We start from the raw sequence: 26,120 nt of genomic DNA, 5'->3' as shown, positions 1-26,120 counted from the left end.
CCGCCCAGGCTCATATGTACGACTGGTTGGAAGATCTCCGGAAGCTATCCGCCCAGGAGGTGTTGCTCACTGCAAACGAGAGCGCTTTCGACAGTTGACCGCCGAACCATCACCAACAGCGACAATCGTGCCGCTGCTGGGCCATACGTCGCAGCCCTGCTCCAAAGCAACGACCGTTCACGGTTCTCGACCATGACCCCGGGGTCCACGTCGTGACGCGGCGGCGAGCGTGACTTCCGCTGTGTCCAGGGCACAACTCGGCTGGATCAGCTGTAGGCAGTGGGTTCAGGTCGTCTGCCGATGAGGAAATGGGCTCCGACCTCTCGGGCTTTGTAGGCCACCGGGTCGTGCAGGGTCAGGGTGCGGGCGTTGCGCCAGAACCGGTCGAAGCCGAACCGAGTGGCGGTGGCCCGCGCGCCGATGAGCTCGAAGATCTTCGCCGTGGTCTCGTTGACGGTCTTGGTCGCGACGATCTTCGCCGAGAAGATCGTCGCGGCTGCTGCACTGCGGTGCTCGGCGGTCAACGCGGTGCCTCGACCTGCCACGTCCTGCAACGCGGCTGTGGCATGGTCGGCGAGCAGTCCGGCCGCTTGCACGCTTGCGGCCAGTTCGCCGTAACCGGCCAGGATGTACGGGTCCTCGGTTGCCGCGTCCACGCCGCTGAGCACCCAGGGCCGGGTGCGCTGGCGGGTGTAGTCGGCGGCTTCGGCCAGTGCGCCTTCGGCGATGGCCACGCACAGGTGGGCGAGGATTGCTTGGAAGGCCAGCGAGCTCAGTGACATCTGGAGTGTTCGCGGATCGTCCGCATCCGGTGCGGGCGAGCCGAGGATGTCGTCGGTGTCGACGTGTACGTCGTCGAAGACCACACTGCCGCTGGCGGACAGCCGTTGCCCGATGTTGTCCCAGTCGTCGAGGTGGGTGATTCCGGGTGCGCGGGCGTCCACGAGGAAGGTGCAGCTCCCGCCGGTGTCGTCCCGCGTGGCGCTGACGAGCAGACGGTCCGCGACGCGGGTTCCGGTGGCGAAGGTCCTGCGGCCGTTGACCAGGAACCCGCCATCGGCGGGTGTCATGCACAGCCCCGTGTCCAGCGGATTGGGTGGGTTGCTCACTCCGGCCCAGAACAAGTGGGGGTGCCGACGCATCCGCGCGACCAGCTCGGTGTTGCCGAACAGCCCGGCTCGCCACAGGTGCAGGTAGTGGTAGCCGAGCAGGTGGCCGATGGAGGGGTCGGCTGCGGCCACGACTCTGGTCACCGCGTGGGTGGTCACGTGGTCGTCCGGTGGGAGGGCGAGCAGTCCGGAATTGCGGAGCAGTTCGACTTCTTCGCACGGTGGGTGGTTCGCGCGGTCCCGTTCGACGGCGTCGGCCCGCAGTCGGTCGGCGATGTCCGCGGCCACGGTCTTGGCATCATCCGGATCCATGGTGCTCCCCAGGGTTCTCTCGCACGGAGGATCGCGCGCCCGTCAACCGACGCGCGACGAGTAACAGCGAAGGTAGGAGTGCGCATTGCGCGGCGACGGCGAGCCAGAACAGATGGGCGCTGTCGGCGCGGTCGAGCAGGTCGTAGCCGAGGCCGCCGATGATGCCGCTGGTGAAGGCCCCGATTCCGGCAGCGAGTCGTTGCTGCCCGAACACCACGGCCGGTGGGCGACTGGATCGGGCGAGGGCTTCGAGTTCGTTCTTGAGGAAGAGCACCGCCTCGCCGAGGCAGAGGACGAGCACACCGATCAGGATCGCGACGGCGGTGCCGATCGCCAGCACGCCCATTCCGATGGCCATGGCCGTGAAGCCGATCAGCATCGCACGGGGGTAGGTCAACCGTCCGATCCAGCCGGACAACAGGGGCGGCACCACCGCCATCCCCGACGAGTAGAGCATCAGCACAATGCCGTAGAACACAGTGGACACTCGGGGTACGGCGTAGACGGCCAGGTAGTTGTAGAAGAGCATGTGCAGGTACAGGGTCAGCACGGTGATCCCGAACGGCAGGATGGCGATGCTGGCCAGCACCTGCGACGCCTTCCCTCCGGGAGGTTCGGTGTTGCTCGCCGCTTCCCGAGGCAGCAGCGCATGTCCGATCGTCACGACGGTGAACAGCAGAGTGATCGCGATGAACAGCGCGGTGGAGTCGTGGAGCGCAAAGGGCGCGGCAGCCACCGGTCCGAGGGCGATTCCGGCGTTGATCGCGGAGTTGCTGGCCGACACCAGCAGCGGGCGAGGACGCCCGTTGACGCCGAGCAGCAGGTACGCCTTGTTCGCCGGGAGGTACAGCGCCGCTCCGCAGGAGGTCAGGACCAGTGCCGCGACTGCGGCACCGGGCCAGCGCAGCCCCACGATGAACCCGGCGAACCCCGCGGTGCGGATCACCAGCGCAAGCAGCATGGTCCGTTGCAGGCCGATCCGCTCGGCGACGGCGGCTCCCACCACTGCTCCGGCGAACTGCACTAGGGAGGCGACCGCGAGCACCGCTCCGACAGTGCCGAGGGGCATGCCGAGACGCTGGTGCAGCACCACGGACATGTAGGGCAGCACCGCGAACCCGCCGAGCGCGATGAGGAACGAGCCCACCAGCAGGAAGCGCTGCCGATTCGTGAGCAGCCGCAAACCGGCCAGTTGCCGCGACAATTCAGGGCCCTGTGACGACCGGGCGCAGGCAGTTGGCGGCGCTGAGCGCGCGGTGCAGTGCGAGTTCCGCAGTTGCGCCCTCGGCCAGCACGATCCCGGTGCAGGCTCGCTGGTCGCCGAGGTCGTCGATGTGGTTTCCGACCGCCATGGTCGGGTACCACTCCGGGTTGCCCGGTTGACGGGGAAGCTGATCGGTACCGGCCACGCCGGTGAATATCCCGGTGCGATCGGGGTAGATGAGCGCGAATGCTACCGCTGGTCCTGGCTGCCATGCGGCGCGCAGCAGTTCCGGTTCACGCCCCAACGCCATGTCGATCATTGCTTCGTAGACGTTGGTGCCGAGTGCCCGGCACAGCGCCTCCCCCACCATGGCGCCGCCGATCCGAGCGTTGATCTCGATCAGCCCCGGCCCGTTGGCGGTGTGCACGAACTCGACGTGTGCGAAACCGCTGCGGTAGCCCACGGTCGCGAGCACTCGCAACACCCATTCATCCAGCTCGGCGAGGTCGTCTTCCGGGAAGGCGACGGGGAACGCGGCCGCCTCTTCACGGACCGCCGGATGCCTGGACATCTGTCGACTGTGGACGCCCAACAACCGCGTTCGGCCCTGCCAGGTGAGGGTTTCCGCACTGTAGACAGGTCCGGCCAGGAAGGGTTCGGCGAGCAGCCGACCGAACAGCGGTCGGGCGGTGGCTTCGCCGAGCGCGGTATCCAGCTGTTCGTCGTCGTGCGCCAGCCACACGTTGCGCGACGAGGTGCCTGCGGAGTCCTTCAGGACGGCGGGCAGGCCGATTGTTCGCCGGACGAGCTCGGCCGCCGATGGATCGGCGGGAACCCGGATCGCCCTGCCCCGGCTCATGCCTTGTTCGTGCAGGAGAACTCTGACCTGGAGCTTGTCGCGGAGCGTGCGGACCACGGCGGGATCGAGGCCAGCCAGGCCGAACTCGGCCGCGAGTTCGGCCCCGGGGCGCAACCAGGTGTCCGTCGAGTTGATCAGACCGTTGAGATCAGGCAACTGCTTGAGCTCAGCGGCGCACGCCGCCATGTCATGGGTGTCCACGTCGACGACGTCCAGCGCATTCGGGGCGAGCTGCGACAGTTCGTGCCGGTAGACATCGCGGTTGCCGGTGAGCAGGCACAGCCGTTCCCCTGCCCGGTCAGCAGCTCGCACCAGGCGGCCCAGCCCGAAGGTGAGCGCCTCCAGCATGGCGATCGTCATCGCGCGGTCTCCTGTCCGTTCCGTTGCACCGGGGGCTCCCGGCGGACCCATGGGCGACGCTTCCACTCCATCGCCGACCACGGCGGCGCGAGGGCGGCCAACGAGGTGATCTCCTTGGGCCGCAACCCGGCGGGGTCCAGCGCCTCCTGGTGCCTGGTGAACACGCGCTCGACGTACCGGTGGCCGGTGTCGGCGCCGATGACCAGGTGCGTCTGCTGCGGGTTCCGCGCGGACTCCCACCCAGCCACCAAGTGGGCCGCGCCGGTGGACAGGCCGGCGAACACGGCGTGCTCGCGCAGCAGCCCGACGGCACCGGCCATCGCGTGTTGGAAGTCGACCCAGTGCACCGAGTCGTAGAGGTGGTGGCGCACGTTGTCGAACCAGATCGAACTGCCGATCCCGGCGATGATCGCGTCCGGGTCGCGGAAGCCTTCGCTGCCGAAACTGACGCTCCCGAAGGGTTGGACGCCCAGCAACCGCGCCGACCGACGGCTCTGGCGCAGTGACTCGACCAGTCCGCCGGAGGACGCACCGGTGCCGACAGCGCCGATCACGGTCAGCGGGCCGTCGGGCAGCGCATCGGCGACGAGGTCGGCGAATTCCCGGTAGCCCACGTAGTGCACGCTGTCGTGGTACTGGCGCATCCAGTGCATGTCGGTGTGTTCGGCGAGGAGTTCGCGCACGCGTTGCACCCGGCGTTGCTGGTCCAACCGGAGATCCGAGGACGGGGGCATCTGGTCCACGGTAACGCCGAGGACTTCGAGTTGGGCTCGCATCGTGGCATCCACAGTGGTCGACGCGACGATGTGGCAGCGCAGGTCGTAGCGGTGGCAGGCCATGGCCAGCGCCAACGCGTAGATGCCACTGGAGCTGTCCACCAGCGTCTGTCCAGTTCGGATGGTTCCGCGCTCCAGCAGGGTGCGTACCGCGCCGAGCGCTGCGTAGACCTTCATCGTCTCGAACCGGGCGAGCACGACGTTGTCCGTCAACCGGATCAGGGCGGGCGTCTTCAGCGCGTCGGTGATGTGCTCGTGCACGGTCGCGAGATTGGCGGTGGCGGTCGTGGTCACCGGTTTCACCGTCCAATCGAGCGCAGGTAGGCGGCGAACTCTTCTGCTCCCTTGACGTTTCGCGGGCCGCTGACCGCGTCGCCGTAGGACAGCACGAAGTAGCGGTCCTGCTGCACGGCTGGCACCGACTGCATCGCGGGCAGGGATTCGAGGAACGCACGCTTGTCGGCGGCGGACTGCCCTGCGTAGTCAATGATGATGATCACCTCGGGTTCGGCGGCCACGACGGGCTCCCAGCCAACCGTGGTCCAGCTCTTCTCGACGCCGACCACGTTGCGCCCACCTGCTGCGGCGATGATGTCGGTGGGTGGCGCATACCGGCCCGCGGTATAGGGCTGGTCGGTTCCGGAGTCGTACACGAACACCGACACCGGCGCGGCACCGGCAGGACGGCTCTGCTCGACCTTCGCCACACGACCCTGCAGCTCCGCGACCAGACCCTCGGCCCGCTGCTCGACACCGAAGATCTTGCCGATGTTGCGCAGGTCCGCGTAGAGCGCCTCCAGCGGCGGTACCGGGCGCTTGTCTCCGTAACCCCAGCACGTTTCGGTGTGCAGATAGCTGCGGATGCCCACCTGGTCCAGCAGGTGCGGGGTGATCCCCCGCTCCTCGCTGAACCCGGAACCCCACCCGGCCAGCACCCAGTCGGCCTTGGCGTCCACGACGATCTCCCGCGTGATCCGCGAGGTGCCCAGCCGCGGAACGCGGGCGTAGTCGTCCCGCCACGGCGATCCGGCGATCGACGGATCGCCGAGCGAGTTCATCACGTAGCCCCGCATCTGGCCCGCCAGCCCGAGAGCGAACATCTTCTCCGCGCCGCTGACCTCGTAGGACACCGGCCGCTGCGGGCGCGGATAGGTGACCGGCACGCCGCAGTTGGAGATCGTGACCGGCGGTGGATCATCCTGGGCCGCCGGTTGCACCGACGCGCCGCAGCCGGTGGCGAGCAACGCCGCGACCAACGGCGCAGCCAGCGACCGGCGCTTGGCAAATCGGATCATGGTCGAGTCCCTTCGTAGACGGCGCTGGTGGCGGTGAGGTCATAGAGCAGTTGCGGGGCGCCGGTGCGCGGGTGCGTCACGACGGCGACTTCCACACCGAACACCTGTCGGATCAGCTCGGTGGTGAGGACGTCGGTCGGGCGGCCGGTGGTGACCAGTGAGCCGCCGGAGAGCACGGCGAGCCGGTCGCAGGTGCTCGCGGCGAGGTTGAGGTCGTGCAGCGCGACCAGCACCGTCAGGCCGGATGTCCGCAGGAATGACAGCAATTCCACCTGGTGGCGCACGTCCAGGTGGTTGGTCGGCTCGTCGAGCACCAGAACGCGCGGTTCCTGCACCAAGGCGCGTGCGATCAGCACCCGCTGCCGCTCGCCACCGGACAGGCTCAGCACACCGCGATCGGCGAGATGTGCCACGTCAGCCTGTTCCATCGCCTGTTCGCACAACTCACGTTCTCGCGGGCTGAGGGCTTGGTTGCCACGCAGGTGCGGGGTGCGGCCAAGCGCCACCACTTCCGCCACGGTGAAGTCCAGCTCGCTGTTGCTTTCCTGGGTCAGCGCTGCGATGGAACGAGCGCTCTCGCGCAGCGCCATCCCCGCCAGGTCAGCGCCGTCGAGCAACACCGCCCCAGTCGTGGGTCGCAGCGCTCGGTAAACACAACGCAACGCGGTGGACTTGCCACTGCCGTTGGGGCCGAGCAGCCCGACGATCTCTCCACTTCGGACCTCCAAATCCAGGTCACCGACCAGCGTCCGACCAGTCACTTCGACGGACACCCCGTCCAGGCACAGCTGCATCTACCGACCTCCGAACAGGTATCCGCGGCGCCGCAACAACGTGATGAACACCGGCACACCCACCAGCGCAGTGATCACGCCCAAGGGGAGCTCTTCCGGGGCGAACAGGGTCCGCGAAACGAGATCGGCCCACACCAGGAAGCAGGCCCCGGCCAGTGGCGCCACGGCCAGCACCCGGCGATGGCTGGCACCGACGAGGATCCGGACGAAGTGGGGCATCACCAGCCCGACGAACGCGACCGCACCGCTGACCGCGACCAGCAACCCGGTGACCGCGGAGGTGAGCACGAACAACCAGCGGCGCAACGAAACCGCATCCACCCCCAGGCTCGCCGCGGTCTCGTCACCCATCGACAACACGTCCAACGAGCGGCTACGCCGGTTCAGCACAGCGACGCACACCAGCACTGCGGCCGCCGCCAACGGCAGCGATCCCCAGTTCGCCGCGCCCAGACTTCCCAACAGCCAGAACAACACCGTCCGGGCCGCGTCACCGTTCGGCGCAAGAAACACCAACACGCTCATCACGGCCTGAAACCCGTACGCCAGCGCGATTCCGGTAAGCACCAACCGCAGCGGGGTCAACCCCGCGCGGCTGCTCGCCGCGGCATAAACCAGCGCCGATGCGCCCAAAGCGCCGAGGAAAGCGGCGACCGAAAGCGCGTATACGCCCAGGCTGGCGAACACGCCGAACACCAAGACCGTGGTCGCGCCAACCGAGGCACCCGAGGAGATGCCCAGCACGAACGGGTCAGCCAGGGCATTGCGCACCATCGCCTGGATCGCCACTCCGACAACGCTCAACCCGGCGCCCACCACCACCGCGAGCAACACCCGCGGGGTGCGGACCTGCCAAACGATGCTGTAGCCGGTGACCTCGTCGGTGCCGATCGTGCCACCGGTCAGCGCAGCCCAGAGAAAGCGCACCACCTCGTGCAACGGCACGACTGTTGGGCCTAACGCGATGCCCGCCAGCACCGACACGACCAACGTCGCCAACAACACAAACACGACCGCGACCAGACGGCCCCGAGCGCTTCTGCGGGTGGATGCGGAGAGTGGGTGCCGCCGTGGTTTGGTCGTGGCTGGCGGTCCGGCCGAGCCCTGCGCCATGAAAAGTCCTCCTGCTGCAGAGGTGCGTCCATGCAGTGGTCGCACGGACACGGCATGAAGTTCCCGGCAAGATCAATCCACTCGAATTCCACGGACGATCAACCGCTTTGCGTGGTTGTCGTAGGGTTCGGCGCCGAAACCACCGAAGCACTCCACATCGTTGAAGCCCGCCGCCTCGAACAATGCGACCAGCTCTGCGGCGCTGTAGACGAAACACGTGATCGACGCATGCTTCGCGGTATCGCCATGCACGAGCGTCCAATCGGTCCGAAACCGGGTCCAGCCATCAAGAATCGTGTCGCGCATGACGACCATGCCGTTGTCGAGGTCCACCACCTTCGGCGGGCCCACCCAACCCGCGTAGACCTCCTTGCCGAGCACATCGACCACCAGCTGGCCGCCTGGCGCCAGCGATGCGTGCGCGTTGCGCAAGACCTGAAGGTTCTGCTCCGGATCGTCGAAATAGCCGAAGGATGTGAAGAGGTTCAGCACCACATCGAAGGAGCCCGGCTGCACATACTGAAGCACGTCCGAACGCACCAGCCGGATCCGCACCCCGGCATCCGCGGCCGCCTCTTCCGCCCGGGCCAACATGATCGCGCTGAGATCGACACCCGTCACCGCATAGCCGCGACGCGCCAGCGGCACGGCGAACATCCCGATCCCGCAACACTGATCGAGTACCCGCGCCCCGGGAGGAAAACCGAACAGTGGTGACCTGGCCACCACCTCGGCCGCCAGCCCTGCCCGCTCCGGGGAGAACATCACCGACGAAAAGGCCGACCACAACTCGTCGTCCTCGTACCAGGCCATGCCTGCGATCCTCTCCTCCGCGCCGATCCAGCGTCTCGACGTAGAAGTCGGATCGGAAACGCTCATGGTTCCCGCCTTCCCCAACTCCCGTCCGATCGGCACCCAGTGGTCAAACTCTCGGGCCAAGTTGGATGAAGCCGGTTCCTCCGCCAACTGCGGAAACCGGAGCAGCGACGTGTCCGACGCCTGAAGCAGCAGAAGCACCCGTTGGTTGGCGTCGCCGTCGATCAGATCTCGACCACAGCAGTTGACAGGCAGTCGCGACCCGAGCACGAAAGGCTCCCGCCGATTGAGAAAGCCCTCCACGAGCCGCTGTGTTGCCGGGCACACAACGCAGGCAGCCGTACTCCACGCCCCAACAGCCGACTAGCCTGCCGGGCTATGAGTCGCTCCGAAGCTGAGGATGCTCGACTGACCAAGCTGGCCCTGGCAGCAGGATCAGGTGACGGTTCCTCGCTGGAGAGGTTCATCCGAGACACCCAGCGCGACGTGTGGCGGTTCATCGCCCACCTCGCCGGCGTCCACCACGCCGACGACCTCACGCAAGAGACCTACCTGCGCGCGCTCAAGAGCATCCGCCAGTTTTCCGGACGCTCCTCGGCGCGCACCTGGCTGCTGTCCATCGCTCGCCGCGTGGTCGTCGACCAGGTGCGCTACGAGCGAGCCCGACCGCGCACCGACTCCGGAACGGACTGGACCGCCGCAGCCGACCGAGCGCACGCCGGGAGCCAGTCCGCCCGTTTCGAGCACGTCGTCGAGCTGAACATCCTGCTGGACCAGCTCGACGACGAACGCCGCGAGGCACTGCTGCTCACCCAGGTGCTCGGGCTCTCCTACCAGGAAACGGCCGTGGTCTGCGGATGCGCACTCGGCACTGTGCGCTCACGTGTGGCCCGCGCGCGTGAGCAACTGCTGGACAGCAGCACGAAGCGCTCCGAAGAAACCGGGTGAGGCGCAAACCCGGGTGGAACTCTCCCTGTTCTCCGTACGACAGTATGGACGTGGACTGTTGCACCTACCGCGAGGCGTTGTCAGCGCGACTGGACGGCGAGACAACGCTCGTCCCCGACGAACAGCTCAAGGATCACCTCGCGGAATGCGCCGAGTGCCGATCCTGGCAACAACGCGCCGCCGAACTCACCCGGGCGATGCGGGTCCGCCCCGTCGAACCGACACCAGACCTGACCGAGTCTGTGCTCAACGCCGCCTCGCCCCTGCGCGACCGCTTCCTGCGGCGCTGGCCCCGGGTCCTGCTCGCGTGCGTCGCAATGTGCCAGATCGCGCTCGGCGTTTCACAAGTCCTGGGGATCAACAACTTCGCCAACCACGGTCACCACATGGGCGACGTCATGACCGGGCACCTGTTCAACGAGAGCACCGCCTGGAACCTCGCACTCGGCCTGGGCATGCTGTGGACCGCTTGGAGGATCCGGGCGAGCTCCGGACTGCTGCCGGTACTGGCTGCGTTCTTGGCCGTGCTGAGCGGCTTCAGCATCCACGACCTCATCAACGACACCGTGCCGATCGGCCGCCTCCTCACCCACGGTCTCCTGGTGCTGGGATTGGTCTTGCTGCTGCTCATGAAACGCGACCTATCGCGCTGGCGTCCTCGCCCCGGAGATGAACAGAACCCGTACCCGCATTCGATCGGGGCTGCCGACCCACCCGCAGACCATGACCCCGGAACTCCACCCCAGCAGGCCCGCAGGCACTTGGGCCCCACAGGATTCCGACGAGCCGCCTGACCTGAGCTTGGACGGACACAGACCCAGGGGCGCCTCGGTAGTCGAAACCGCAGATCACGCAGGCCATGCCTCGGGCTGCAGTGAGGTCAGAGAGGCGACGATCTTCTCCGGGTTCATCCGGCACAACCTCCTTAACGGCGGCGATGCTGAACGATCTTTACGGAGGCGGATAGGCACAGCTCACGGCAGTCCTGGTCCCGCGTAGATGCGCCGCGCCGGGGGCACGAACGCACACAGCGACTGCATCCGATTAGACCAACCCTTAAGGAACTGACTGGATCTTTGGACAGCCGGAACGCCCAGCGCTACCATCGCAGCCATGGAGACGAATCCCCGGTTCGGGGATTCTTCCCACTGGCAGGGGTTCAACTCTCGGACACAGAATTACCCCACGAGGTAATGATCTTGCGAGCGCTGCTGAATGCTGGTTTCGAGCAGTCCCACCTGGCTCGAACTCAGCTCGGCACTCTGGCAAGGCCACTGTTCTCTTCAGCGCCCTACCGGTGCATTGGTCAGCACACCGGTAGGGCCAGCTGTGTGCGGCCGATCCGTGGTGTCGTTGCGGGTGCTTCGGGCGGGATCTCTTCGATAGCCCAGTCCGGGCCGAGGTAGACGATCACCAGACCGTTCGTGTGGAGGTAGTCGGCCAAGTCGGTGTCGTCGTCGCCGGTGACGTCGGCCAGGCGGGCGCGCAGGCCAGCGAGAAGGTGCTCCTCCCTGACATAGGTGCTCTTCAGAACCGGCGCCTCGGTGCGGGCGCTGGTGCGGCCGTGGCGGCAGCGGTAACCGGGACGGTTGTGCACCCGGTGCAAATCGAACCGCCGATCACACGCCCCACACACGATCAACCCCGCAAGCCGATAAGTCCGGACGTCGCCATCCTGGGACTTCCTCGCGGCCCGGATGCCCTGAACAGAACGAAACGTCGCCTCGTCAACCAACGCCGCGTGTGCGGGCGCGTTCGACACCGCCCACTCCCCCGCATTCGCACGACCACCCGTGCCGCCGGCACGACGCGCGGCGCCAGGGCTCTGCACTGTGCCGGTGCGGTTCCACACCTGCCAGCCTGTGTAACGCGGATTGTCCAGAATCCCCGCCACCGTCGGCGTCATCCACGCCCGCCCTGAACGGTGCGGATTACGCTCCGGGTCGGCACCCGACGGACACAGCACCCCACGATCATTGAGATCCCGTGCGATTCCAGCAATGCTCCGCCCGGCGGCACGCTCTTGAAAGATCCACAGCACCCAGCCGTCACCGGATCCGGCTCAAGCTGATGCAGCCGACGGCCCCACCGTGCATGCGCCTCAACCGGGTGCGGCCCCGCATCAACAAGCCGATACCCATACGGCGGCCTGCCACCAAGAAAACGTCCCTACGCACACGCCTGCGTACGCATCGCCGCCAGCACCCGATGCCGCGCCCGCAACACCTCACGCCGCGACTGCGAACCCAACAACAACATCAACGCCTGATGCGCAGGATCCTCCAAATCCACCGGCCCACCCGCCTCCGGTAACCACAGCTGTATGCCCCGCGCAGCCAGAGCCGCCAGCACGTCGCGGAACTGGTTCCCGCAGAAGGCTCGCTCGTACTCCCCGACGATCACAGCATCAAAACCACAATCGACACTCCCAGCCGCCGCCATCAAAGCCGACGCAGCAGGCCGCTTCAACCAGGACGACCGTCGTGAACAACCCTCATCGAAATACTCGGCCACGATCACCCCGCCGGCAGGCGATCGTCTCCTCCGCAACCTCACGCTGCCACCGGCACGACGTCTCCCGATGCTGAAACTCCTTGGTCGACATCCGACCGTAAAACGCGAACCTCACCCCCACCCCGCCGTGCCCACTCCCCCGACGCCGCATACCGCGACGACCACAACCGGACACCCCAGATGGCCCTGCCCCTGTCTCAGTCACTGCGTACCTCACATCCCGAACCGCTCATCAAGCAGTCCTGAAACGTCGGCACACCGTCCCCGTGACGCCACCCGCGCCGGCACCACCCAAATACCCGCACCCCAGACGCCACGACCAGGCCCAACCGTAGGCAGGCGAGGTTGTGTCGACCCGCCTCGACGGAGGACGCACCCACACCGTGCGCACCCGGTTTTTATGCCCGTAAGCGGGCGAGGTTGTCGACTCGACGATCTCACCGGCATCGAAGGCAAGACCACGATGTTTCTATGCCTGTGGGCGGGCGAGGTTGTGTCGACGCCCGGCACCTGAACAACATCTTCGCCAAGGCTGGAATGTTTCTATGCCCGTGGGCGGGCGAGGTTGTGTCGACGTCGAAGTAGCTGGGAAACGTCAGACGATCGACATGTTTCTATGCCCGTGGGCGGGCGAGGTTGTGTCGACCGCTGTCTTCTGAGAAAGCCGTTGACCTGGGGAACTGTAGCCGGTTTCGAGTGCCCCGGCAACGGAGATCGACATCTTGGGTGCCAGACCAGGAAGTGGATCACTTCGGTCGCCTTGATCTGCGCAGACAACGTTGCGAGCGGCTCCTCGCGGCCAAGCGTCCGCCGGGGTGCTCGCAGAGGTGTGAGCGCTGCATCTGCGTCGATAAGGACGGGCTGGACATCAGGGAACGATCTCGGTGAGCTCCATTGCGCCGAAACCGTGTGGCGTTTGAGCTCCGATCCCGGACATAGTCGCGTACTGCATGAGTGCGGCGAACAAGGTGCTTGTCGCGTGGTCGGCGGTTTTGGTCAGGCCGAGCCGGAACGTTCCGAAGAATCCGATCTGTTTCATGGTCGCCGACACCGGAGTTCGGATGGTTTTTCCGTCCATCTCGTGAAGAATGACCCGGTCCGAGAGCGATCGGAATACGTCATCGGGGATGGTGAACTCGGCAGGGGCATGTGCGTTCCAGCGTTGCGCGAGACTTCTCACGATCGATACTGGATCCGGCAGCGGGTGGTCGCGTCCGTCCCGGGAGAAATACAGCGGACTGAGCGTCTCGAACTGCGCGTGCCGAGCAGGCTTGGCCTGGGCCAACTCCGCATATCCCAGGTTCTCGAGCCGCACTCCCCGCACCGCGCAAGTCACATCGCCAAATCGGACGCTCCCGGGTAACCGGGCGGGCTGTTCCTTCCCAAGCCAGCCAATGCGCCAGCGCGTTCCGTCCTCGTTCCCCCGCAAGGGGCCTGCGGCGAACGGCTTGTGCTGTCGCCGGTGGTCTGCATCTGGCTCTTCCAGGATTTTGCACAACGCCCCGTGCAACCTGGCCGGGTAGACTCTGATGCGTTCAGACGATTCCAGCGTGAGCGTGATCGTGGCCGGCATTGGAGTTCTCTCCCCCATGACATGATTTGGTCGTGTGATTCCTCATCGACGACCGATCCGAACGCGCGTCAACCTCGCGCAGTGAAAATTTGGTTGATCACCCTAGGCGATTTTAGTCGTCCAATCGGAATTCATTATCCAACCAGCGATCCAATTGTGATTCCGCCGAGTTCGCTGACTCGTCAGGCGGCAATTTGAGTTGGAGGTTTTTCGCGGATCCCGTGCCCACTAGTACGGCACCTTCGGGCAACACTTGGGCATAGAAGACGTGTGTGACGATTCCCCATTCGTTGCGCGAAAGCTGCACCGGCCGCAGCCATACCGGTGACGCTCGCCGGAGCCCTTCACCGCCTTTAACCTCAGCGGATATCTCTCCTTTGAAGGGCGAGCTTCCTTTCCGCGAGTAATATCCTACGGGCAAGCCAAGTGCACCGATCGGGAAGTCGTTGTTCGGTCCTTGGATCGACTTCACCCATTCCGGAGAGCGTCCCGGTGACGGTGGCGGTAGGTCTTTGCTTGGATGATCGCCCAAGCGAAATGCACGCCACTTCTGTCCGGCTAGATCTAAGGCCTCCCCGAACGACCGGAGACGGTCCTTGAACAAGACACCGCCCCACCACTTTGGAGCGAGCATCGGGTGTGCGGGCATTGTGTCATTGTCACCCGCCGGCTCCCCCAGCCACGTCGACCATCCGATTTGGCGTTCGTCCCGCAGGCTACCTGGGATAGCGCTCTCGCCGAGACTTCCCAGTCGCGTCGTTCGGTCATAGCCTTGAGCAACGGACTTCGCGTCGCGCCGGAGACCTCGACGCACCGCAGCTGGCCGAACCCGCGCCGGACGCGGGAGCCGAGGCCACCGTAGGTCAGCCATGCCCACATCGCGAGCAGAAATCGACTGTTGACCTGCTCGTCGTGGTCAGTCAGGCGGACCTGCAACTCGAACCTCCCGCCCGGTTCGACGAAAGGCCGAGTGAGCCTATCTCGATGACTCCAAAGGCCTTGACCAAGCAGGTAGTGCACGCCGTTGAATTGGCCTTTGTTCCGGTCGCGACCGTGCCCGCCGCGAGCCGCACCGTTGCTGCGCGGCTTGGCCCAGGCTGGTTCGGTACCGCTCCCCCCGGCGACCAGCTGACTGATCACTCGCATCCGGATAGCTGATGGATTCTGCGTGTCGCCGAAAATCTCCGACTCTTCCTTGGCCAGTGTGGATAGATCATCGACACCGTGACCTGTGGCGACCGCACGGAACCAGTACCGAAGCGCGCCGCGGATCGACGGGACGCGGATTGGCGAGTCCGTGCTCGTCGGGTCGTCGCCGCTGAACAGCGGCGTGACGACCTCCAGGTGAAACGTGGTCCATTTCGTCAAAACGATCCTCCTCGACGATGAAGCCGCCCGAGCGGCGCGGTCACCGGCTGGTCGTCCCACAACAGCTGAAGCGCGATTCCAATAGCGAACGACCACCCGGTCAAGACCGTCAACGCTCCAGCCGGCGCCGCCGCCGAACCACGCGGAACCGAATCCGGCCACATAGCTAGCGCTTTCGTGCACTCAGGGGTCAGGTCTCGGTACTGCCACGCGGGATGGCTCCACAGGCCGGTCAGACACTCGCCGTGCTCGGCCACCGCTGGGGCAGCGAATCCCAACACCACGAGGCTGATCAAGAACGCGTACGAAATTCCAATGAGGCCGACCAGAAGACCGCGGCGTAACGCCGACCAGCGGCGCTCGTTGTGCAATCGCGATTCCAGCACCAGGTAGAGCATCGCCGCCACAGCAATGGCAACGGCCGTCTTCCAGCCGTTCGGCGACACCCACCATCTCGGTGTCAACGCCAACATCGCTGCGGTGCCGGCAGCTACAGTCGCAGGTAGCCTCAGCAACAGCAATGCGTCCCAGCCAGACGGCAGCAGCAGGCCGGTTATCAGTAGAGCGCTCAACGCGACGCCGGCGCACCACCGCCCCCAGTCCGGGCCTGGCCAGAACAATGTCGCCACGGCCACCAATGACGCGAGCGCAACCGGAGCCCACGGAAGAAGCTGGACCCCCCGACGGCCTGGGCCGAAGGCACGAGCCGCGGAGCGGACGTCGCCGATCGGTAGCCAATGCAGGTCGACAACTCGTCCAGCGATCTCTCGGTGATCAGCCTGGAACTCGGCGGTGTCAAGAGTCGTGGAATGCAGTGACAACGGCCCGGAACCGGGTCGTTGCGGCCACTGCTCGGTCAGCCAGCGGTGCTCTTCGTCGAACCGCACGAGACAACGCGCGCGCAGGCCCGACAGCCACGGGTCGGTGTCGGCCGTGGCGAGGCACGCCAACCACTCCTGTCTAGCGTTGCGCGCCAGCTCCACCGCGTCGGACAGGCCGAGTTGCCGTTGAAGGACATCCGAGGGGTCCTGGAACAACTCGGCACCCCCATCCGGATCAGGTAGCCGGAAAGGCAGTGTCCACACCAGGAATCGGAACCGCACCGCCAGGGCGCGGAGTCTCACAGGCAGCTGCTCGGTCGGATACTTCTCCACCAGACAAGCGAGGTCGGCCAGTAACCGATACTTCTCCGCGGCGTCCGCGCGTCCGTATCCCTCGATGAGCGTGGGATTGCGGAGCACGTTCCCGAGCTGGTCTGCTGCGCGTCCGGTGAGCTCGAGAGCTTGCCATTCTCCCGGCTTCGGGAACGGCGAGCGAGAGCCAGAGTCTACGACAAGGGCGTCGGTCTCGTAGTCGCGAACTAGATCCGCAAGCACACTCAGGTCTCCCACAGCGTCCTCGCAACGATCCTGCCGGCTGGAGTCAGGCTGCGCCGCCCAGCCCGCAGCTCCCCGTCCAGATACAAACCCACCAGTCCGTCAACCGACATGTCGTCCACATCGGTCTCACCGCCGTTGCTTGCCTCAGCCAGGTTGAAAACCCGTTCGCGCAGAGAGCCAGTGAAATGCGCGACCGGCAACGCAACAGGACGACTACCCTGCTCATATAGACAGAATGCCTCAATCGGGGGATTTCCGTCCTTCTGAACGGGGGGATTTCCATCTTTCTGAAGCTTGGTCCGGACGGCTTCCGCCATCGTCAAGAAATACGGCAGCATTGCCTTGTAGCCGCCGGATAGGTGGAACACGACCTTGTAGTGACGCGTCGAAGCCGCCGCCTGCAGTTGAGTCGAGCAGCGCACGGCCAGGCCGCCAAGACCGCCCAGGCCCAGCCACGTCTTCTCAGGCAAGTCGGCCCCGGACGACAGATCCAGCCCGGGGATCCGGGCGACGTAACATCCGCCGGGCTGCAACGGGAAACCCTCTGAGGTGTGCGGGTTGTCCACGTAGCGCAGTGAGACATTCTCCTGCCGGTACGTGTGCCCAAGAGCTGTGAGAACCGCAGCGCGTGATCCTTCTTCGGTGTCCGAACCCACGAACACCCACGTGTCCAGCTCGGCCTCCGGAAACTGCTGCTTATACCGGTCCAGTGCGTCCCATTCCGCACACGCCTTTGGCTCCAGCCCCGCAAGCGCCAACCGTGCCTTCGCATGGTCGGCGCCAAGAACCGCGTCGGGTACCTCGACTGTCTCCTGTGGCCTGGTCCGCAGCTCCTGCCAGACATCCCGGTTGCCAAGGACGCCACGAAGGACAGGATGCCCGCGCTTGCGGGCGCCGTCATCGCAGTCTTTGCGCCTGCCTTCAAGAAAGTTCAGCAGTGAGATGCCCACCGGGATGATGTGCAACCGACTGCTCATGACGGGTTCTCCAGTTCGCAGTAGCCGTAACCTGCCGCGGTCTTGCCGCCAAGACCGCGATCATCCAGACCGGACTTCAGGTATGCACGGAACTCGTCGACGTCGGCCTCGTCCCCGATCAACACGGTGCGGAACGGGGTGGCGCCCACTGCGAGGAATCGGACCGGCACGGGGCTGTGGTATTCGGCTGGCGGGGTCTCGACGACGTCCTTCTGCGGGTCGTTGACCTCTTTGTAGTACTGAACCTGATGCGGGGTCAGCACGTCGATGACCAGCTTCGGAGGAGTCTCGGGCAGCGCGTCGAGGACGATCACTCCACCTTGTTCGGCCTCGCGCTCGGAAACCTGATCGTGGTCATGGTCGGGGCTCATCGCACGTGGTGAACCGAACAATCTGACCAGTGTCTCGGTGTCCGCAGGTTCAGCGCGGTCGCCGGCCTGCGCCGCAGCGAGGCCTTTCAGTCCCGATGCGGGCCAGAGCGGGACTCCATATGTGCGGGAAAAGGTAAGTCCGGTCTCATAGTTGTCGTCGCCGCCATGACCGACCACCACACGCCATAGTGGATGGATCACGACTTCCTGCGCCACGCGCCCGGACCGCTCTGCCAATGCGCGCGCGGCCTCGATTCGACGCCGGTGCAAAGCGGTCAACATCCGGGCGTCCACCTGCCCGGATGTTTCGACGACCTTCTTGAGATGTGTGACCTGCCCGTCGGGATCAGGTGTCAACGTGCCATCGCTGTCGCGTTTCCCGACCCACATGCCAGTGAACACCAACGCAGTGTTCGGGCCGCCACGCAGGTTCCGAGCGCGCAGATACGGATCGACCACAGCAGCCGGGCTTTCGGCCTTGGCAGAGGAGGGAAGTCGCGTGTAAATGGCCATCAGTCGTCTCCTGACGCCTTGCGTGCAGAGCCGATACGGCCCAACCACACCGCGAGCTCCTGCGCTCGACGCTGTGCGACCACATACTTCTCGTTGGGAGCCTTGATCAGCCTGTCGAGAATCACCAGCGGGTCATCGGATTCGACGTTGAGTCGAATCACATCGGCTGCCTCCCGCAGTAGCACGCAGGCCACCGTCCAGTACCGGTCGTCCTTGTGCGCACCTTTGGCTTTGGAAAGCAGGTAGGTTGCGGCCATGGCCAGGCCGTTGTTGTGGATCTGAACCGGCACTGCCCGCAACACGGTCAGCAGCTCACGATCCACCTGCCGCGGGAGAGCATCGGCGGCCGCCACCGCCAGTCCCTGGTCGATTCGCTGGGCCATCAGCTCGTCTCCTTCGAAGCCTTCGCGGCGAAGACGGTACGCAGGGACGTGGCGTCGTGGACCCGGCACCAGAACAGGCCCTTGCCGATCGTCTCATTGCCACCCAGCTGCAGTGGCTTACCGTCGAGCAGCGCCGTCAGCGAATCGAGTGCCTGCGCCGGCCCAGTCAGCAGAGCGGTGAGCACACTCTCGGCGGGCAGATGCTCGGAATAGAACAGGTTCTTCGCCGTCTTCTTCTCGATATCCAGCTGAACCCGGGGCACGACGTCGGTTCCGGTGTTCGTCAATTCGCTGAGCACGCCGTCGGCCACGTAGAGAACGTCACGCGAGAGCTTCTCACGGGTGTAGTCGAACACCCCTGTCTCCGGACAGCTCAATCGCGCCAGCACCGCAGCCCACTGCTCGACCGACTGCCGCACCTCAACGGGAAGCACATTCGGGCCAATTACCTGCTGACCGCCTGCCCAATCACCCGTCACAAACGCTTGGCCTCCGGGATTGGGCGGCGGCGTCGGGATAGCGGTATCGGCCGAAACCAACGCGACTTTCCGGGTCAGTCGCGACACCAGCTGCGGGGACGTCGCCCAACCGTAGGTGTTGATCAGTGTCGGCGCCGGAAACAGCATCAGCTGGGCGTCGCCGAACGACACCTCACCCTTGACCAGCTTGCTCTCGCCGTTGCCGTCGTCGGCCGCACCGTCGTCGCCCTGTGCGCCAGGCGGCCGGGAGCCGAACACCCGCTTCTCATCGCCCAACCGGTACCACTTGGCGTCTCGGGCCGCGACGCGCGACGCGCCCTTGAGACTCTGCCCCCACACCACGGGCAGGCCGGTGGCCGCCTCCCGTTGGATGGGAAGGTCCACAACCCCGGTGGATTCGCTGCCCCCAGCGTGTATGGGGGTTTCCGCGAACAGCACCAACAAACGTCGTTCCACTACCAACTCCCGGTGAAGCAGGTGCCGAAACCCGCTGTGGCGATGCGTGATTCTCCATTGCTGCCGCTTTCGCCTTGTGCGTCTGGCGGTAGCAATGTGCCGTGCCATTCACTCGACCACCGTCGAGCGTCATCCTCGCTGTCGAACTGCAGGTAATAGACGGTTCCCGCAGGCACCGCCCAGCGCAGAAGCCGCGTCTGCCCGAACCCCCTGCGCCACGACGCACTGGCAATGGGTGCGGGGCCGGTGAGCGCGACCGCACACAGTCGCGCCTCCGGCGGATGCCAGAAGACGTCATTGACCAATGCGGGTGTCGCCAAATACACCGTCAGCCGTCCGTCCGGAAACCTCTGCGCGGCAGCCGGGATCGGGCTGTCACCGTGTTCCCTCACATGCGCTATGCGTCCCCGACCACCGATGAGCGCCAGGTCGTTGCGCACGGTCAGCACCTTGTCGTCCTGGCATCCCACCAGAAGTCGTGTGCCGTCCTCCACACGCAAGTGATTGGCGAAATACAACATGTCCTCGGCCGCAGTGTCCCGGTGTTCGCCGAACCACTCCCGCGCCAACCCCAGCCGGGACTCCTGCGTCCACGGCTCCGAGCACAGGTACTCGTCCTGGCCCTCGATGTCCAACACGGTGCCCGGAGCGAACTCACCCGACAGCCAGGCTTGCAGGCCCTCGGCGGTGACCCAACTCCGCTCGCGACCTCCCTCGCCGTCAAGGACATGACTGAACCGGAGCTTTGCGTCGAGGTCACTGACCACACCGACAGGCCGTTCGATGACACTAAGCCGGGCGGTGTCACCGTTGTCGTTACGGACGAGGTCGGCCGGTGCGGGAAAACGCCGGCGGCCCGCGACGTCGACGATCGGCCCGATGATCCGGTGCTTCACGTTGTCACCGATCGCATGCCGCACCACGCCACCGAGCGTCGAGGGCGGCGGAGCGACAGCCTCGCCGCGTCCGTTCTGGCCCGCGTTGAACGCCCGTCCGTCGCGCACCATGAGCGTGTCCAGCGGTTCTACCGCCAACCATGTCGTCTTCATCGGCACTCCTGGGCAAGGAAACGAGCGACCAACGTCGACGGCACCGGGTCGAATCTCGGTACCTCGCCAGGTGGCCGACGTTCCTGCTCGCCCAGCTTGATCACGGCATCGGCGACCTCACTGGAGCCACCCTGCCTGGTGACCAGCCGCCGCACCTCGGCACGGGCTGTCTCCCGCACAGTGGTGTCGGAATGCGCGGCGAGCCGGTTCAACTCGTCGCGATCGCGCTCCAGGTGGCTGGCGAGCCTGCCGGAGAACTGGGCATCCGGAGCGATCGCGCGCAGCAGCTCAGTCGTGTTCTGGCCCTCGGACGGGTACCACGGCTGAACGGTTCGCGCCCGCTCGCCACCCCGGCGCAGCACGACCACACCCAGTGCATCGCGTTGCTTGCGCCCTGCTCCCTCGGCGTCCTTGGCCTGGTCGAGCGCGCGTTGGGCTGTGGCAATCGCTTCGCGCAGCGGACTGGTCATGTGACTGAACACGACCGCAGTCGACGCGGTCACCTCACGCAACGCGGGCGTGTTCTGCAAATGCGCGTGGGTGAGTTCGCGGATCGCCGCGGCCAACGACAACGCGGTCGCCGCAGGAGCGAAGGCCAGGAAATCGTCCCCGCCCGCGAACACCGGTACCCCCAAGTATCCGGGCTTCTCACTCAACGCGCGCTGGGCGCAGCCGAGTTCCGTCAGCGCCCGAGAAGCGCTGCGTTGGTCCGCCAGCCCCAGGTCACCGAGCTTCTTGCCCAACCGGTCCAGATCCTGCACGACGATCGCGAAATACGGTGTCAGTTCAGGAACGTCGTGCTCGCTCGCGAGATTTCCGATCTGGGAAGCGATCTGCCGCCCCGCCGATGCTGAAGCGCCGGCTTCGTCGCCGTATTCCTGTAAGACTCGCGGTTCCCATGCGTCCGGGCTAATCAGCGTGCCGAGAGCCGTCGAGAGCTCCTCCAAATCCGGTGGCACGGTAGTCGGCAACCCGACGTGCTTCACGTCGTCCAACGGAGCCAGCTCGGACATCCGCTGCACCAGCGGAACGAGCTCGCCACGCAGGTTCGGACTCTCCACCGCCCGCCGGATGAGCTGATCCCGGAACCAGCTCGACGCAACCACCGTCGTGGCAGGGAAACGACTACCGAGACCGTAAATCGTGTTGCCCACGTGCCGCTTCACCCAGCCAGCCGCCGATAACTGCTCGTGGCGTTCGTGCTTGGGCACGCTCATCGCATCACGACCGCGCGGTGCGGTGACCGAGGGCAACAACGGCGACTGGGCACACAACGTCTTACTGGTCGTCCTGCTAACCTCGAACCATCGAGTTCGTTTCCGCTGGTCCAGCGAACGCGCCGCAGTCGACCACAGCTCCCGGTACCCGTCGTTGCTGATCTCACCGGCAACGCTCACCCACGCCAAGTCGGGCATGCCCGGAGTGGGCGGGATCGACCCGTGAGTCTCGGCCACGAGCGAGGTCCACTGCCGACCAGCTTCCTTGACAGCGGCTTCCGCCACCGTGGCGGCACCGGTGTTCGGCGGTGCCAGATAAACGATCTTGTTGCTGATCCCGACAGGAACCCGTTCGCTATCATCGATCAGCGCACCCGGATCCGGTATGACCAGGCCATACGGCTTGTCGTGCGCGGCCAAGGCATCGCGTACGCTCAACGCCGCGGCGGCCACAACCTGCCGCACCACGACACTCGCACCCGCCGCGTCCGCAGTCTTGCGGGATTCCGCGATGAACGGCTGCACACCACCGACGGTCAGCATCACCAAGTCGCCCTGCACAGCGGAGTCATCCCTGGGCTCGCTCACACCGCCCCCAGAGGACCACGATCGCCGCAATGCGTCATTCCACCAGGCGTGATCGAAAAATCTGACGTGTGATTTTCCTTGACACAGCGCAAAGTGCGTTGTGCATGCCCCACGCAACAACCTCCACGAGACCCTACGATCGCTGTCTTTGATCAAGATAGCAGGCGGCTCGCATCTGTTCCCCGGATTCCCAGAAAATGGGTACACGAATCCGCGCCGCAGGCGCGGGCACCCGCTCGATCGATTCCATCACACCACCGACCAGCCAAATACGGACGCTCTTCCCATCCGCGCGTCGTCCTGGGGCCTGATACTTCTATGCCCGGCCGGGCGAGGTTCTGGTGAACGCCGGCATCAAGGACGAGAACGATTACGGCCAGCCGAGTTTCTATACCCGCAGCCCGGCGAGGTTGTGCCGACTCCGCGTGATGACGACGAGAACGCCCGCTTCATGGGACGGAGTTTCTATGCCCGTAGCCGGGCGAGGTTGTGCCGACACGATCCGTCCACTGACGACGTGGCACTGATCAGGTTGTTTCTATGCCCGTAGCCGGGCGAGGTTGTGCCGACCCGCGCCGCTTCGAGGTCGAGCTTGACTTCAACCAGGAAGTTTCTATGCCCGTAGCCGGGCGAGGTTGTGCCGACGGAGTGGATGGTGGCCATGCCGGTCATGTCGATGCGGTTTCTATGCCCGTAGCCGGGCGAGGTTGTGCCGACCAGCAGCCATGCGCTGCGCCTCGGTCATTGCATACGTGAGTTTCTATGCCCGTAGCCGGGCGAGGTTGTGCCGACCCCCTGACGGTGCGGACACGAAGACGTCTTGAGTGCGCATGTTTCTATGCCCGTAGCCGGGCGAGGTTGTGCCGACGAGCAGAACCGAGACGACCTGAGAGGAATCACGTTGGTTTCTATGCCCGTAGCCGGGCGAGGTTGTGCCGACACCGGCAACGCGATGGCTGTCTTTGGACACCTGTCCAGTTTCTATGCCCGTAGCCGGGCGAGGTTGTGCCGACCTGCTAACAGCTTCGGCGACGGATTCGTTGGCATCTGGAAGTTTCTATGCCCGTAGCCGGGCGAGGTTGTGCCGACGGTTCAACCGCCGCTGCCCTGACTGCAACCCCGGACGTTTCTATGCCCGTAGCCGGGCGAGGTTGTGCCGACCCCCGAAATGGTCGACGGGAAAGGACAGGTCGCCACCGTTTCTATGCCCGTAGCCGGGCGAGGTTGTGCCGACTGCTCACGTTTTGCGTGGCCGGTGACCTGCGGAATCGTAGTCGGTTTCGAGCGCTTGGGCAACGAAGATCGTCATTCTGCCTTCCTACCCGTAATGCTGATCACCTTACCGCTCTGACCTGCACTAACCATGCCGCGAGCGCCTCCTCAGGGCCAACCGCGAACCGAACCGCTCGCAACCTGTCGCAGCTCAAGTAAACGGAAGCAACCAGCGACCCAGCACTACCGGCCCGACACGCCAGCATGCACCGGCCGAATCCGCGTGACCCGCGTCGCGGAAGCGACCGCAAAACTCGCCGCCATCACCTACCGGCGCACCCCGATTCCCAGCCCCATCGGTGGCAACAGCCCTATACGAGCTGAGCACACGCGGTAGTCACCGCGAGAACCATCGGGCGACTTCCCAGAGCCGCGATCCGGGCGCACCCTGCGGCTTATCCGGCACCGTACCGGACTTGGCTGCAAGAGATGATCGTATGGACGACCCACTTCCCCTCGGCGCCCGTGCTGTCGGCGATATCCGATTCTGCGAACGCCTGTTCCACCTACAGTACGCCGAGGGCTACCGACTCGACAGCGAGGAAATGCGGCTCGGCCGCCACGTCCACTCCTCCGTTGATATCCCCACCGGCCAGGAACGCCCTGCTCAGCGCATTAAGCCGGCGAACTGGAAGATCCGTTCGCTTGCCTTGTCTTCCGCCGAGCGCGGACTGTGGGCCACCTGCGACGTCGTCGAAGCAGTCGATGGGAGCGTCCATCCCGTAGAGTTCCGCCGGGGCGCACCGCAGCGTGACGGCAGTCCCTGGCTGGACCAACATGTGCAACTCATGGCACAAATCGTGCTTCTCCGGCAACACGGCTACGAGTGCACTGAGGGCTATCTCTGGTACGACTCCGTTCGTCAACGTGTTCGTGTTCCCTGGACCGCCGAGGCCGAAACCGAACTGCGCCGTGCAATCGATGACGCACTCAAGCTGGTCGGTCAACCGAAACCGCCGCCTCCGCTACGACACAGTCAGAAGTGCGTGCTCTGCGCGATGCTTCCGATCTGCATGCCGGACGAGATCAACGAGCTCGCAGAGCGGAACACCAAGAAGCCCAGACGTCTTCTCCCCCGTGCTCCTGCCCGCGATCCGATCTACATCGCCGAGCCGGGATCCACCGTCGGTGTTCGCAGTGATCGCCTGGTCGTCAGCAAGGGCGAGGACAAGCTGCTGTCCGTACGGCTTCGAGACGTATTGCACCTCGTCGTCTCGGGCCCAGTCACGGTCACGAGTCAAGCTGTGCATGCGCTCGCCGATCAGGGCAGCCCACTCGTGTGGACGTCGACTCACGGCAGCCTCAAGGCGGTCGGAGTTCCGACGCTCGGCAACCATGTCGAGCTGCGCCGGCGTCAGTTCACGGCACCTCCGGATCAGATGTTCGACATCGCACGTCGGATGGTCAGCGGAAAGATCCGCAACTGCCGAACCCTGCTTCGACGCAATCCACATCTCAAAGACCAGGATCTTCTCGACCGACTCGACGCCGAAGCCGCCCGGGCGCAGCGCGCTCCGACCCTGAGCACGCTGCTGGGCATCGAGGGCGCCGCGGCCCGCACCTACTTCAACGGCTTCGCGCGTTCATTACGCAACGATCATCGTCTTCCCGGTCCGTCGTTCGAAGTTTCCGGACGCACTCACAGGCCACCGGAGGATGCCGTGAGTTGTCTGCTCTCGTTCCTCTACGGCCTGCTGGTCAAGGATGTCATGACCGCCTGCTACGCGCTCGGCCTGGACCCGTACTACGGCTGCTACCACCAGCCGCACCGCGGCCGCCCAGCGCTCGTTCTCGATCTCGCCGAGGAATTCCGTCCCCTGATCGCGGATTCGACGGCTTTCACTCTGATCAACAACCGCCAGGCCCGTCCTGCGACATTCCACGTCCACCCGGTCTCGGTGGCGCTCACCAAGACCGGCCGCCGTGAGGTCATCGACGCCTACGAACACCGCTTGGCGACCGAGATTCGCCATCCGGTCTTCGAGTACCAGGTCACCTATCGACGCGCGATCGAGATCCAGGCGCGGCTGTTCGCGGCCTGTCTGCTGGGCGAAATCTCCCACTACACCGCATTCACCAGCAGGTGAATCCTGATGCTTCGACGCCGCTACCTGGTCGCATACGACATCCGTTCTCCCCACCGGCTTCGCCGGGTCGCCAAGCGGATGGAGGACTTCGGTGACAGAGCGCAGTATTCGGTGTTCCTGTGCGATCTCACTCGTGCGGACGTCGCCGACATGACCTACATACTCGACCAGATCATCGACCCAACAGCGGACCGCATCCTGATCGTCGACCTCGGGAAACCCGACGACACAAGCCGACTCGAGTTCCTTGGACGTCGGCACCCGTTGCCCGCTACGGGACATCGGGTGGTGTGAAACCCCATCACAAG

General features: G+C 65.3%; 23 protein-coding genes and 1 CRISPR repeat array. Of the genes, 4 read left to right on the top strand and 19 right to left on the bottom strand.

The window, feature by feature from the left end:
• Positions 1-266: 266 nt before the first annotated feature.
• The 8 genes from ACTWQN_RS16510 to ACTWQN_RS16475 all read right to left on the bottom strand — a co-directional run bounded on the left by ACTWQN_RS16510 (position 267) and on the right by ACTWQN_RS16475 (position 8,941).
• Positions 267-1,421: an acyl-CoA dehydrogenase family protein gene (locus ACTWQN_RS16510; protein WP_443204366.1), complete on the bottom strand. Its 1,155-nt coding sequence runs from the start codon at positions 1,419-1,421 to the stop codon at positions 267-269.
• Positions 1,408-2,625, bottom strand: a complete 1,218-nt coding sequence (locus ACTWQN_RS16505; protein WP_443204365.1) for an MFS transporter — start codon at positions 2,623-2,625, stop codon at positions 1,408-1,410. Before ACTWQN_RS16505 ends, ACTWQN_RS16510 begins: the two co-directional genes overlap by 14 nt.
• A 1-nt stretch (position 2,626) precedes the next feature.
• Complete coding sequence (locus ACTWQN_RS16500; protein WP_443204364.1) at positions 2,627-3,844, bottom strand: ATP-grasp domain-containing protein; 1,218 nt, start codon at positions 3,842-3,844, stop codon at positions 2,627-2,629.
• Positions 3,841-4,881 (bottom strand): pyridoxal-phosphate dependent enzyme, encoded by a 1,041-nt coding sequence (locus ACTWQN_RS16495; protein WP_443204551.1) that lies wholly within the window; start codon positions 4,879-4,881, stop codon positions 3,841-3,843. Before ACTWQN_RS16495 ends, ACTWQN_RS16500 begins: the two co-directional genes overlap by 4 nt.
• A 38-nt stretch (positions 4,882-4,919) precedes the next feature.
• The gene (locus tag ACTWQN_RS16490) at positions 4,920-5,915 is read right to left on the bottom strand and encodes an ABC transporter substrate-binding protein (protein ID WP_443204363.1); all 996 of its coding nucleotides are present in this window, start codon (positions 5,913-5,915) and stop codon (positions 4,920-4,922) included.
• Entirely contained in the window at positions 5,912-6,709 is a 798-nt protein-coding gene (locus tag ACTWQN_RS16485; protein ID WP_443204362.1) for an ABC transporter ATP-binding protein, read from the bottom strand. The genes ACTWQN_RS16490 and ACTWQN_RS16485 overlap by 4 nt, the downstream gene beginning before the upstream one ends.
• Entirely contained in the window at positions 6,710-7,720 is a 1,011-nt protein-coding gene (locus tag ACTWQN_RS16480; RefSeq protein ID WP_443204361.1) for a FecCD family ABC transporter permease, read from the bottom strand.
• Between the two features lie 174 nt (positions 7,721-7,894).
• On the bottom strand, positions 7,895-8,941 hold the full coding sequence (locus ACTWQN_RS16475) for a class I SAM-dependent methyltransferase (protein ID WP_443204360.1): 1,047 nt from the start codon (positions 8,939-8,941) through the stop codon (positions 7,895-7,897).
• Positions 8,942-9,016: 75 nt separating this feature from the next.
• On the opposite strand from ACTWQN_RS16475, the gene ACTWQN_RS16470 reads away from it, so the two are divergent.
• Positions 9,017-9,586 carry a sigma-70 family RNA polymerase sigma factor gene (locus ACTWQN_RS16470; protein ID WP_443204359.1) on the top strand — a complete coding sequence of 190 codons (570 nt, stop codon included), beginning with the start codon at positions 9,017-9,019 and terminating at the stop codon, positions 9,584-9,586.
• Between the two features lie 50 nt (positions 9,587-9,636).
• Complete coding sequence (locus ACTWQN_RS16465; RefSeq protein WP_443204358.1) at positions 9,637-10,380, top strand: zf-HC2 domain-containing protein; 744 nt, start codon at positions 9,637-9,639, stop codon at positions 10,378-10,380.
• 512 nt (positions 10,381-10,892) lie between these two features.
• Here the strand turns inward: ACTWQN_RS16465 and ACTWQN_RS16460 are convergent.
• The 11 genes from ACTWQN_RS16460 to ACTWQN_RS16410 all read right to left on the bottom strand — a co-directional run bounded on the left by ACTWQN_RS16460 (position 10,893) and on the right by ACTWQN_RS16410 (position 22,609).
• Positions 10,893-11,627 (bottom strand): recombinase family protein, encoded by a 735-nt coding sequence (locus tag ACTWQN_RS16460; RefSeq protein WP_443204357.1) that lies wholly within the window; start codon positions 11,625-11,627, stop codon positions 10,893-10,895.
• A gap of 128 nt (positions 11,628-11,755) precedes the next feature.
• Positions 11,756-12,100 (bottom strand): hypothetical protein, encoded by a 345-nt coding sequence (locus ACTWQN_RS16455; protein WP_443204356.1) that lies wholly within the window; start codon positions 12,098-12,100, stop codon positions 11,756-11,758.
• Positions 12,101-12,968: 868 nt separating this feature from the next.
• A complete protein-coding gene (cas6, locus tag ACTWQN_RS16450; RefSeq protein ID WP_443204355.1) occupies positions 12,969-13,673 on the bottom strand; it encodes a CRISPR system precrRNA processing endoribonuclease RAMP protein Cas6 in 705 nt (234 codons plus the stop codon).
• Positions 13,674-14,237: 564 nt separating this feature from the next.
• Positions 14,238-15,041, bottom strand: a complete 804-nt coding sequence (gene cmr1, locus ACTWQN_RS16445; RefSeq protein WP_443204354.1) for a type III-B CRISPR module RAMP protein Cmr1 — start codon at positions 15,039-15,041, stop codon at positions 14,238-14,240.
• Positions 15,038-16,432 carry a hypothetical protein gene (locus tag ACTWQN_RS16440; RefSeq protein WP_443204353.1) on the bottom strand — a complete coding sequence of 465 codons (1,395 nt, stop codon included), beginning with the start codon at positions 16,430-16,432 and terminating at the stop codon, positions 15,038-15,040. Before ACTWQN_RS16440 ends, cmr1 begins: the two co-directional genes overlap by 4 nt.
• Positions 16,420-17,397: a hypothetical protein gene (locus ACTWQN_RS16435; protein ID WP_443204352.1), complete on the bottom strand. Its 978-nt coding sequence runs from the start codon at positions 17,395-17,397 to the stop codon at positions 16,420-16,422. Before ACTWQN_RS16435 ends, ACTWQN_RS16440 begins: the two co-directional genes overlap by 13 nt.
• The gene (gene cmr6, locus ACTWQN_RS16430; protein ID WP_443204351.1) at positions 17,394-18,281 is read right to left on the bottom strand and encodes a type III-B CRISPR module RAMP protein Cmr6; all 888 of its coding nucleotides are present in this window, start codon (positions 18,279-18,281) and stop codon (positions 17,394-17,396) included. The genes ACTWQN_RS16435 and cmr6 overlap by 4 nt, the downstream gene beginning before the upstream one ends.
• Positions 18,281-18,664 carry a type III-B CRISPR module-associated protein Cmr5 gene (locus tag ACTWQN_RS16425; protein ID WP_443204350.1) on the bottom strand — a complete coding sequence of 128 codons (384 nt, stop codon included), beginning with the start codon at positions 18,662-18,664 and terminating at the stop codon, positions 18,281-18,283. The genes cmr6 and ACTWQN_RS16425 overlap by 1 nt, the downstream gene beginning before the upstream one ends.
• The gene (cmr4, locus tag ACTWQN_RS16420) at positions 18,664-19,599 is read right to left on the bottom strand and encodes a type III-B CRISPR module RAMP protein Cmr4 (RefSeq protein ID WP_443204349.1); all 936 of its coding nucleotides are present in this window, start codon (positions 19,597-19,599) and stop codon (positions 18,664-18,666) included. The genes ACTWQN_RS16425 and cmr4 overlap by 1 nt, the downstream gene beginning before the upstream one ends.
• Positions 19,599-20,648 (bottom strand): type III-B CRISPR module-associated Cmr3 family protein, encoded by a 1,050-nt coding sequence (locus ACTWQN_RS16415; RefSeq protein ID WP_443204348.1) that lies wholly within the window; start codon positions 20,646-20,648, stop codon positions 19,599-19,601. Before ACTWQN_RS16415 ends, cmr4 begins: the two co-directional genes overlap by 1 nt.
• Complete coding sequence (locus tag ACTWQN_RS16410; protein WP_443204347.1) at positions 20,645-22,609, bottom strand: Cas10/Cmr2 second palm domain-containing protein; 1,965 nt, start codon at positions 22,607-22,609, stop codon at positions 20,645-20,647. The genes ACTWQN_RS16415 and ACTWQN_RS16410 overlap by 4 nt, the downstream gene beginning before the upstream one ends.
• A gap of 228 nt (positions 22,610-22,837) precedes the next feature.
• Positions 22,838-23,687: direct repeats of the CRISPR family, unit length 36 nt; unit sequence GTTTCTATGCCCGTAGCCGGGCGAGGTTGTGCCGAC.
• Positions 23,688-24,162: 475 nt separating this feature from the next.
• On the opposite strand from ACTWQN_RS16410, the gene cas4g/cas1g reads away from it, so the two are divergent.
• Positions 24,163-25,812 carry a CRISPR-associated endonuclease Cas4g/Cas1g gene (gene cas4g/cas1g, locus ACTWQN_RS16405; RefSeq protein WP_443204346.1) on the top strand — a complete coding sequence of 550 codons (1,650 nt, stop codon included), beginning with the start codon at positions 24,163-24,165 and terminating at the stop codon, positions 25,810-25,812.
• 6 nt (positions 25,813-25,818) lie between these two features.
• Positions 25,819-26,106 (top strand): CRISPR-associated endonuclease Cas2, encoded by a 288-nt coding sequence (cas2, locus tag ACTWQN_RS16400; protein ID WP_242191202.1) that lies wholly within the window; start codon positions 25,819-25,821, stop codon positions 26,104-26,106.
• The last annotated feature ends 14 nt before the right edge of the window (positions 26,107-26,120 follow it).

The organism is Saccharopolyspora antiqui (genome assembly GCF_052246905.1).
In the GTDB taxonomy this organism is placed as follows: domain Bacteria; phylum Actinomycetota; class Actinomycetes; order Mycobacteriales; family Pseudonocardiaceae; genus Saccharopolyspora.
Note: the sequence above shows the minus strand (reverse complement) of the source record. Positions and strands in the feature narration are given on the sequence as shown.

What these genes read in the sequence shown, in the direction of transcription:
- ACTWQN_RS16500 (WP_443204364.1), bottom strand. Translation starts at nt 3,844, where the DNA reads ATGACGATCGCCATGCTGGAGGCGCTCACCTTCGGGCTGGGCCGCCTG.
- ACTWQN_RS16490 (WP_443204363.1), bottom strand. Translation starts at nt 5,915, where the DNA reads ATGATCCGATTTGCCAAGCGCCGGTCGCTGGCTGCGCCGTTGGTCGCG.
- ACTWQN_RS16435 (WP_443204352.1), bottom strand. Translation starts at nt 17,397, where the DNA reads ATGAGCAGTCGGTTGCACATCATCCCGGTGGGCATCTCACTGCTGAAC.
- cas2 (WP_242191202.1), top strand. Translation starts at nt 25,819, where the DNA reads ATGCTTCGACGCCGCTACCTGGTCGCATACGACATCCGTTCTCCCCAC.
- ACTWQN_RS16415 (WP_443204348.1), bottom strand. Translation starts at nt 20,648, where the DNA reads ATGAAGACGACATGGTTGGCGGTAGAACCGCTGGACACGCTCATGGTG.
- ACTWQN_RS16425 (WP_443204350.1), bottom strand. Translation starts at nt 18,664, where the DNA reads ATGGCCCAGCGAATCGACCAGGGACTGGCGGTGGCGGCCGCCGATGCT.
- ACTWQN_RS16485 (WP_443204362.1), bottom strand. Translation starts at nt 6,709, where the DNA reads ATGCAGCTGTGCCTGGACGGGGTGTCCGTCGAAGTGACTGGTCGGACG.
- ACTWQN_RS16470 (WP_443204359.1), top strand. Translation starts at nt 9,017, where the DNA reads ATGAGTCGCTCCGAAGCTGAGGATGCTCGACTGACCAAGCTGGCCCTG.
- cas4g/cas1g (WP_443204346.1), top strand. Translation starts at nt 24,163, where the DNA reads ATGGACGACCCACTTCCCCTCGGCGCCCGTGCTGTCGGCGATATCCGA.
- ACTWQN_RS16510 (WP_443204366.1), bottom strand. Translation starts at nt 1,421, where the DNA reads ATGGATCCGGATGATGCCAAGACCGTGGCCGCGGACATCGCCGACCGA.
- cas6 (WP_443204355.1), bottom strand. Translation starts at nt 13,673, where the DNA reads ATGCCGGCCACGATCACGCTCACGCTGGAATCGTCTGAACGCATCAGA.
- cmr6 (WP_443204351.1), bottom strand. Translation starts at nt 18,281, where the DNA reads ATGGCCATTTACACGCGACTTCCCTCCTCTGCCAAGGCCGAAAGCCCG.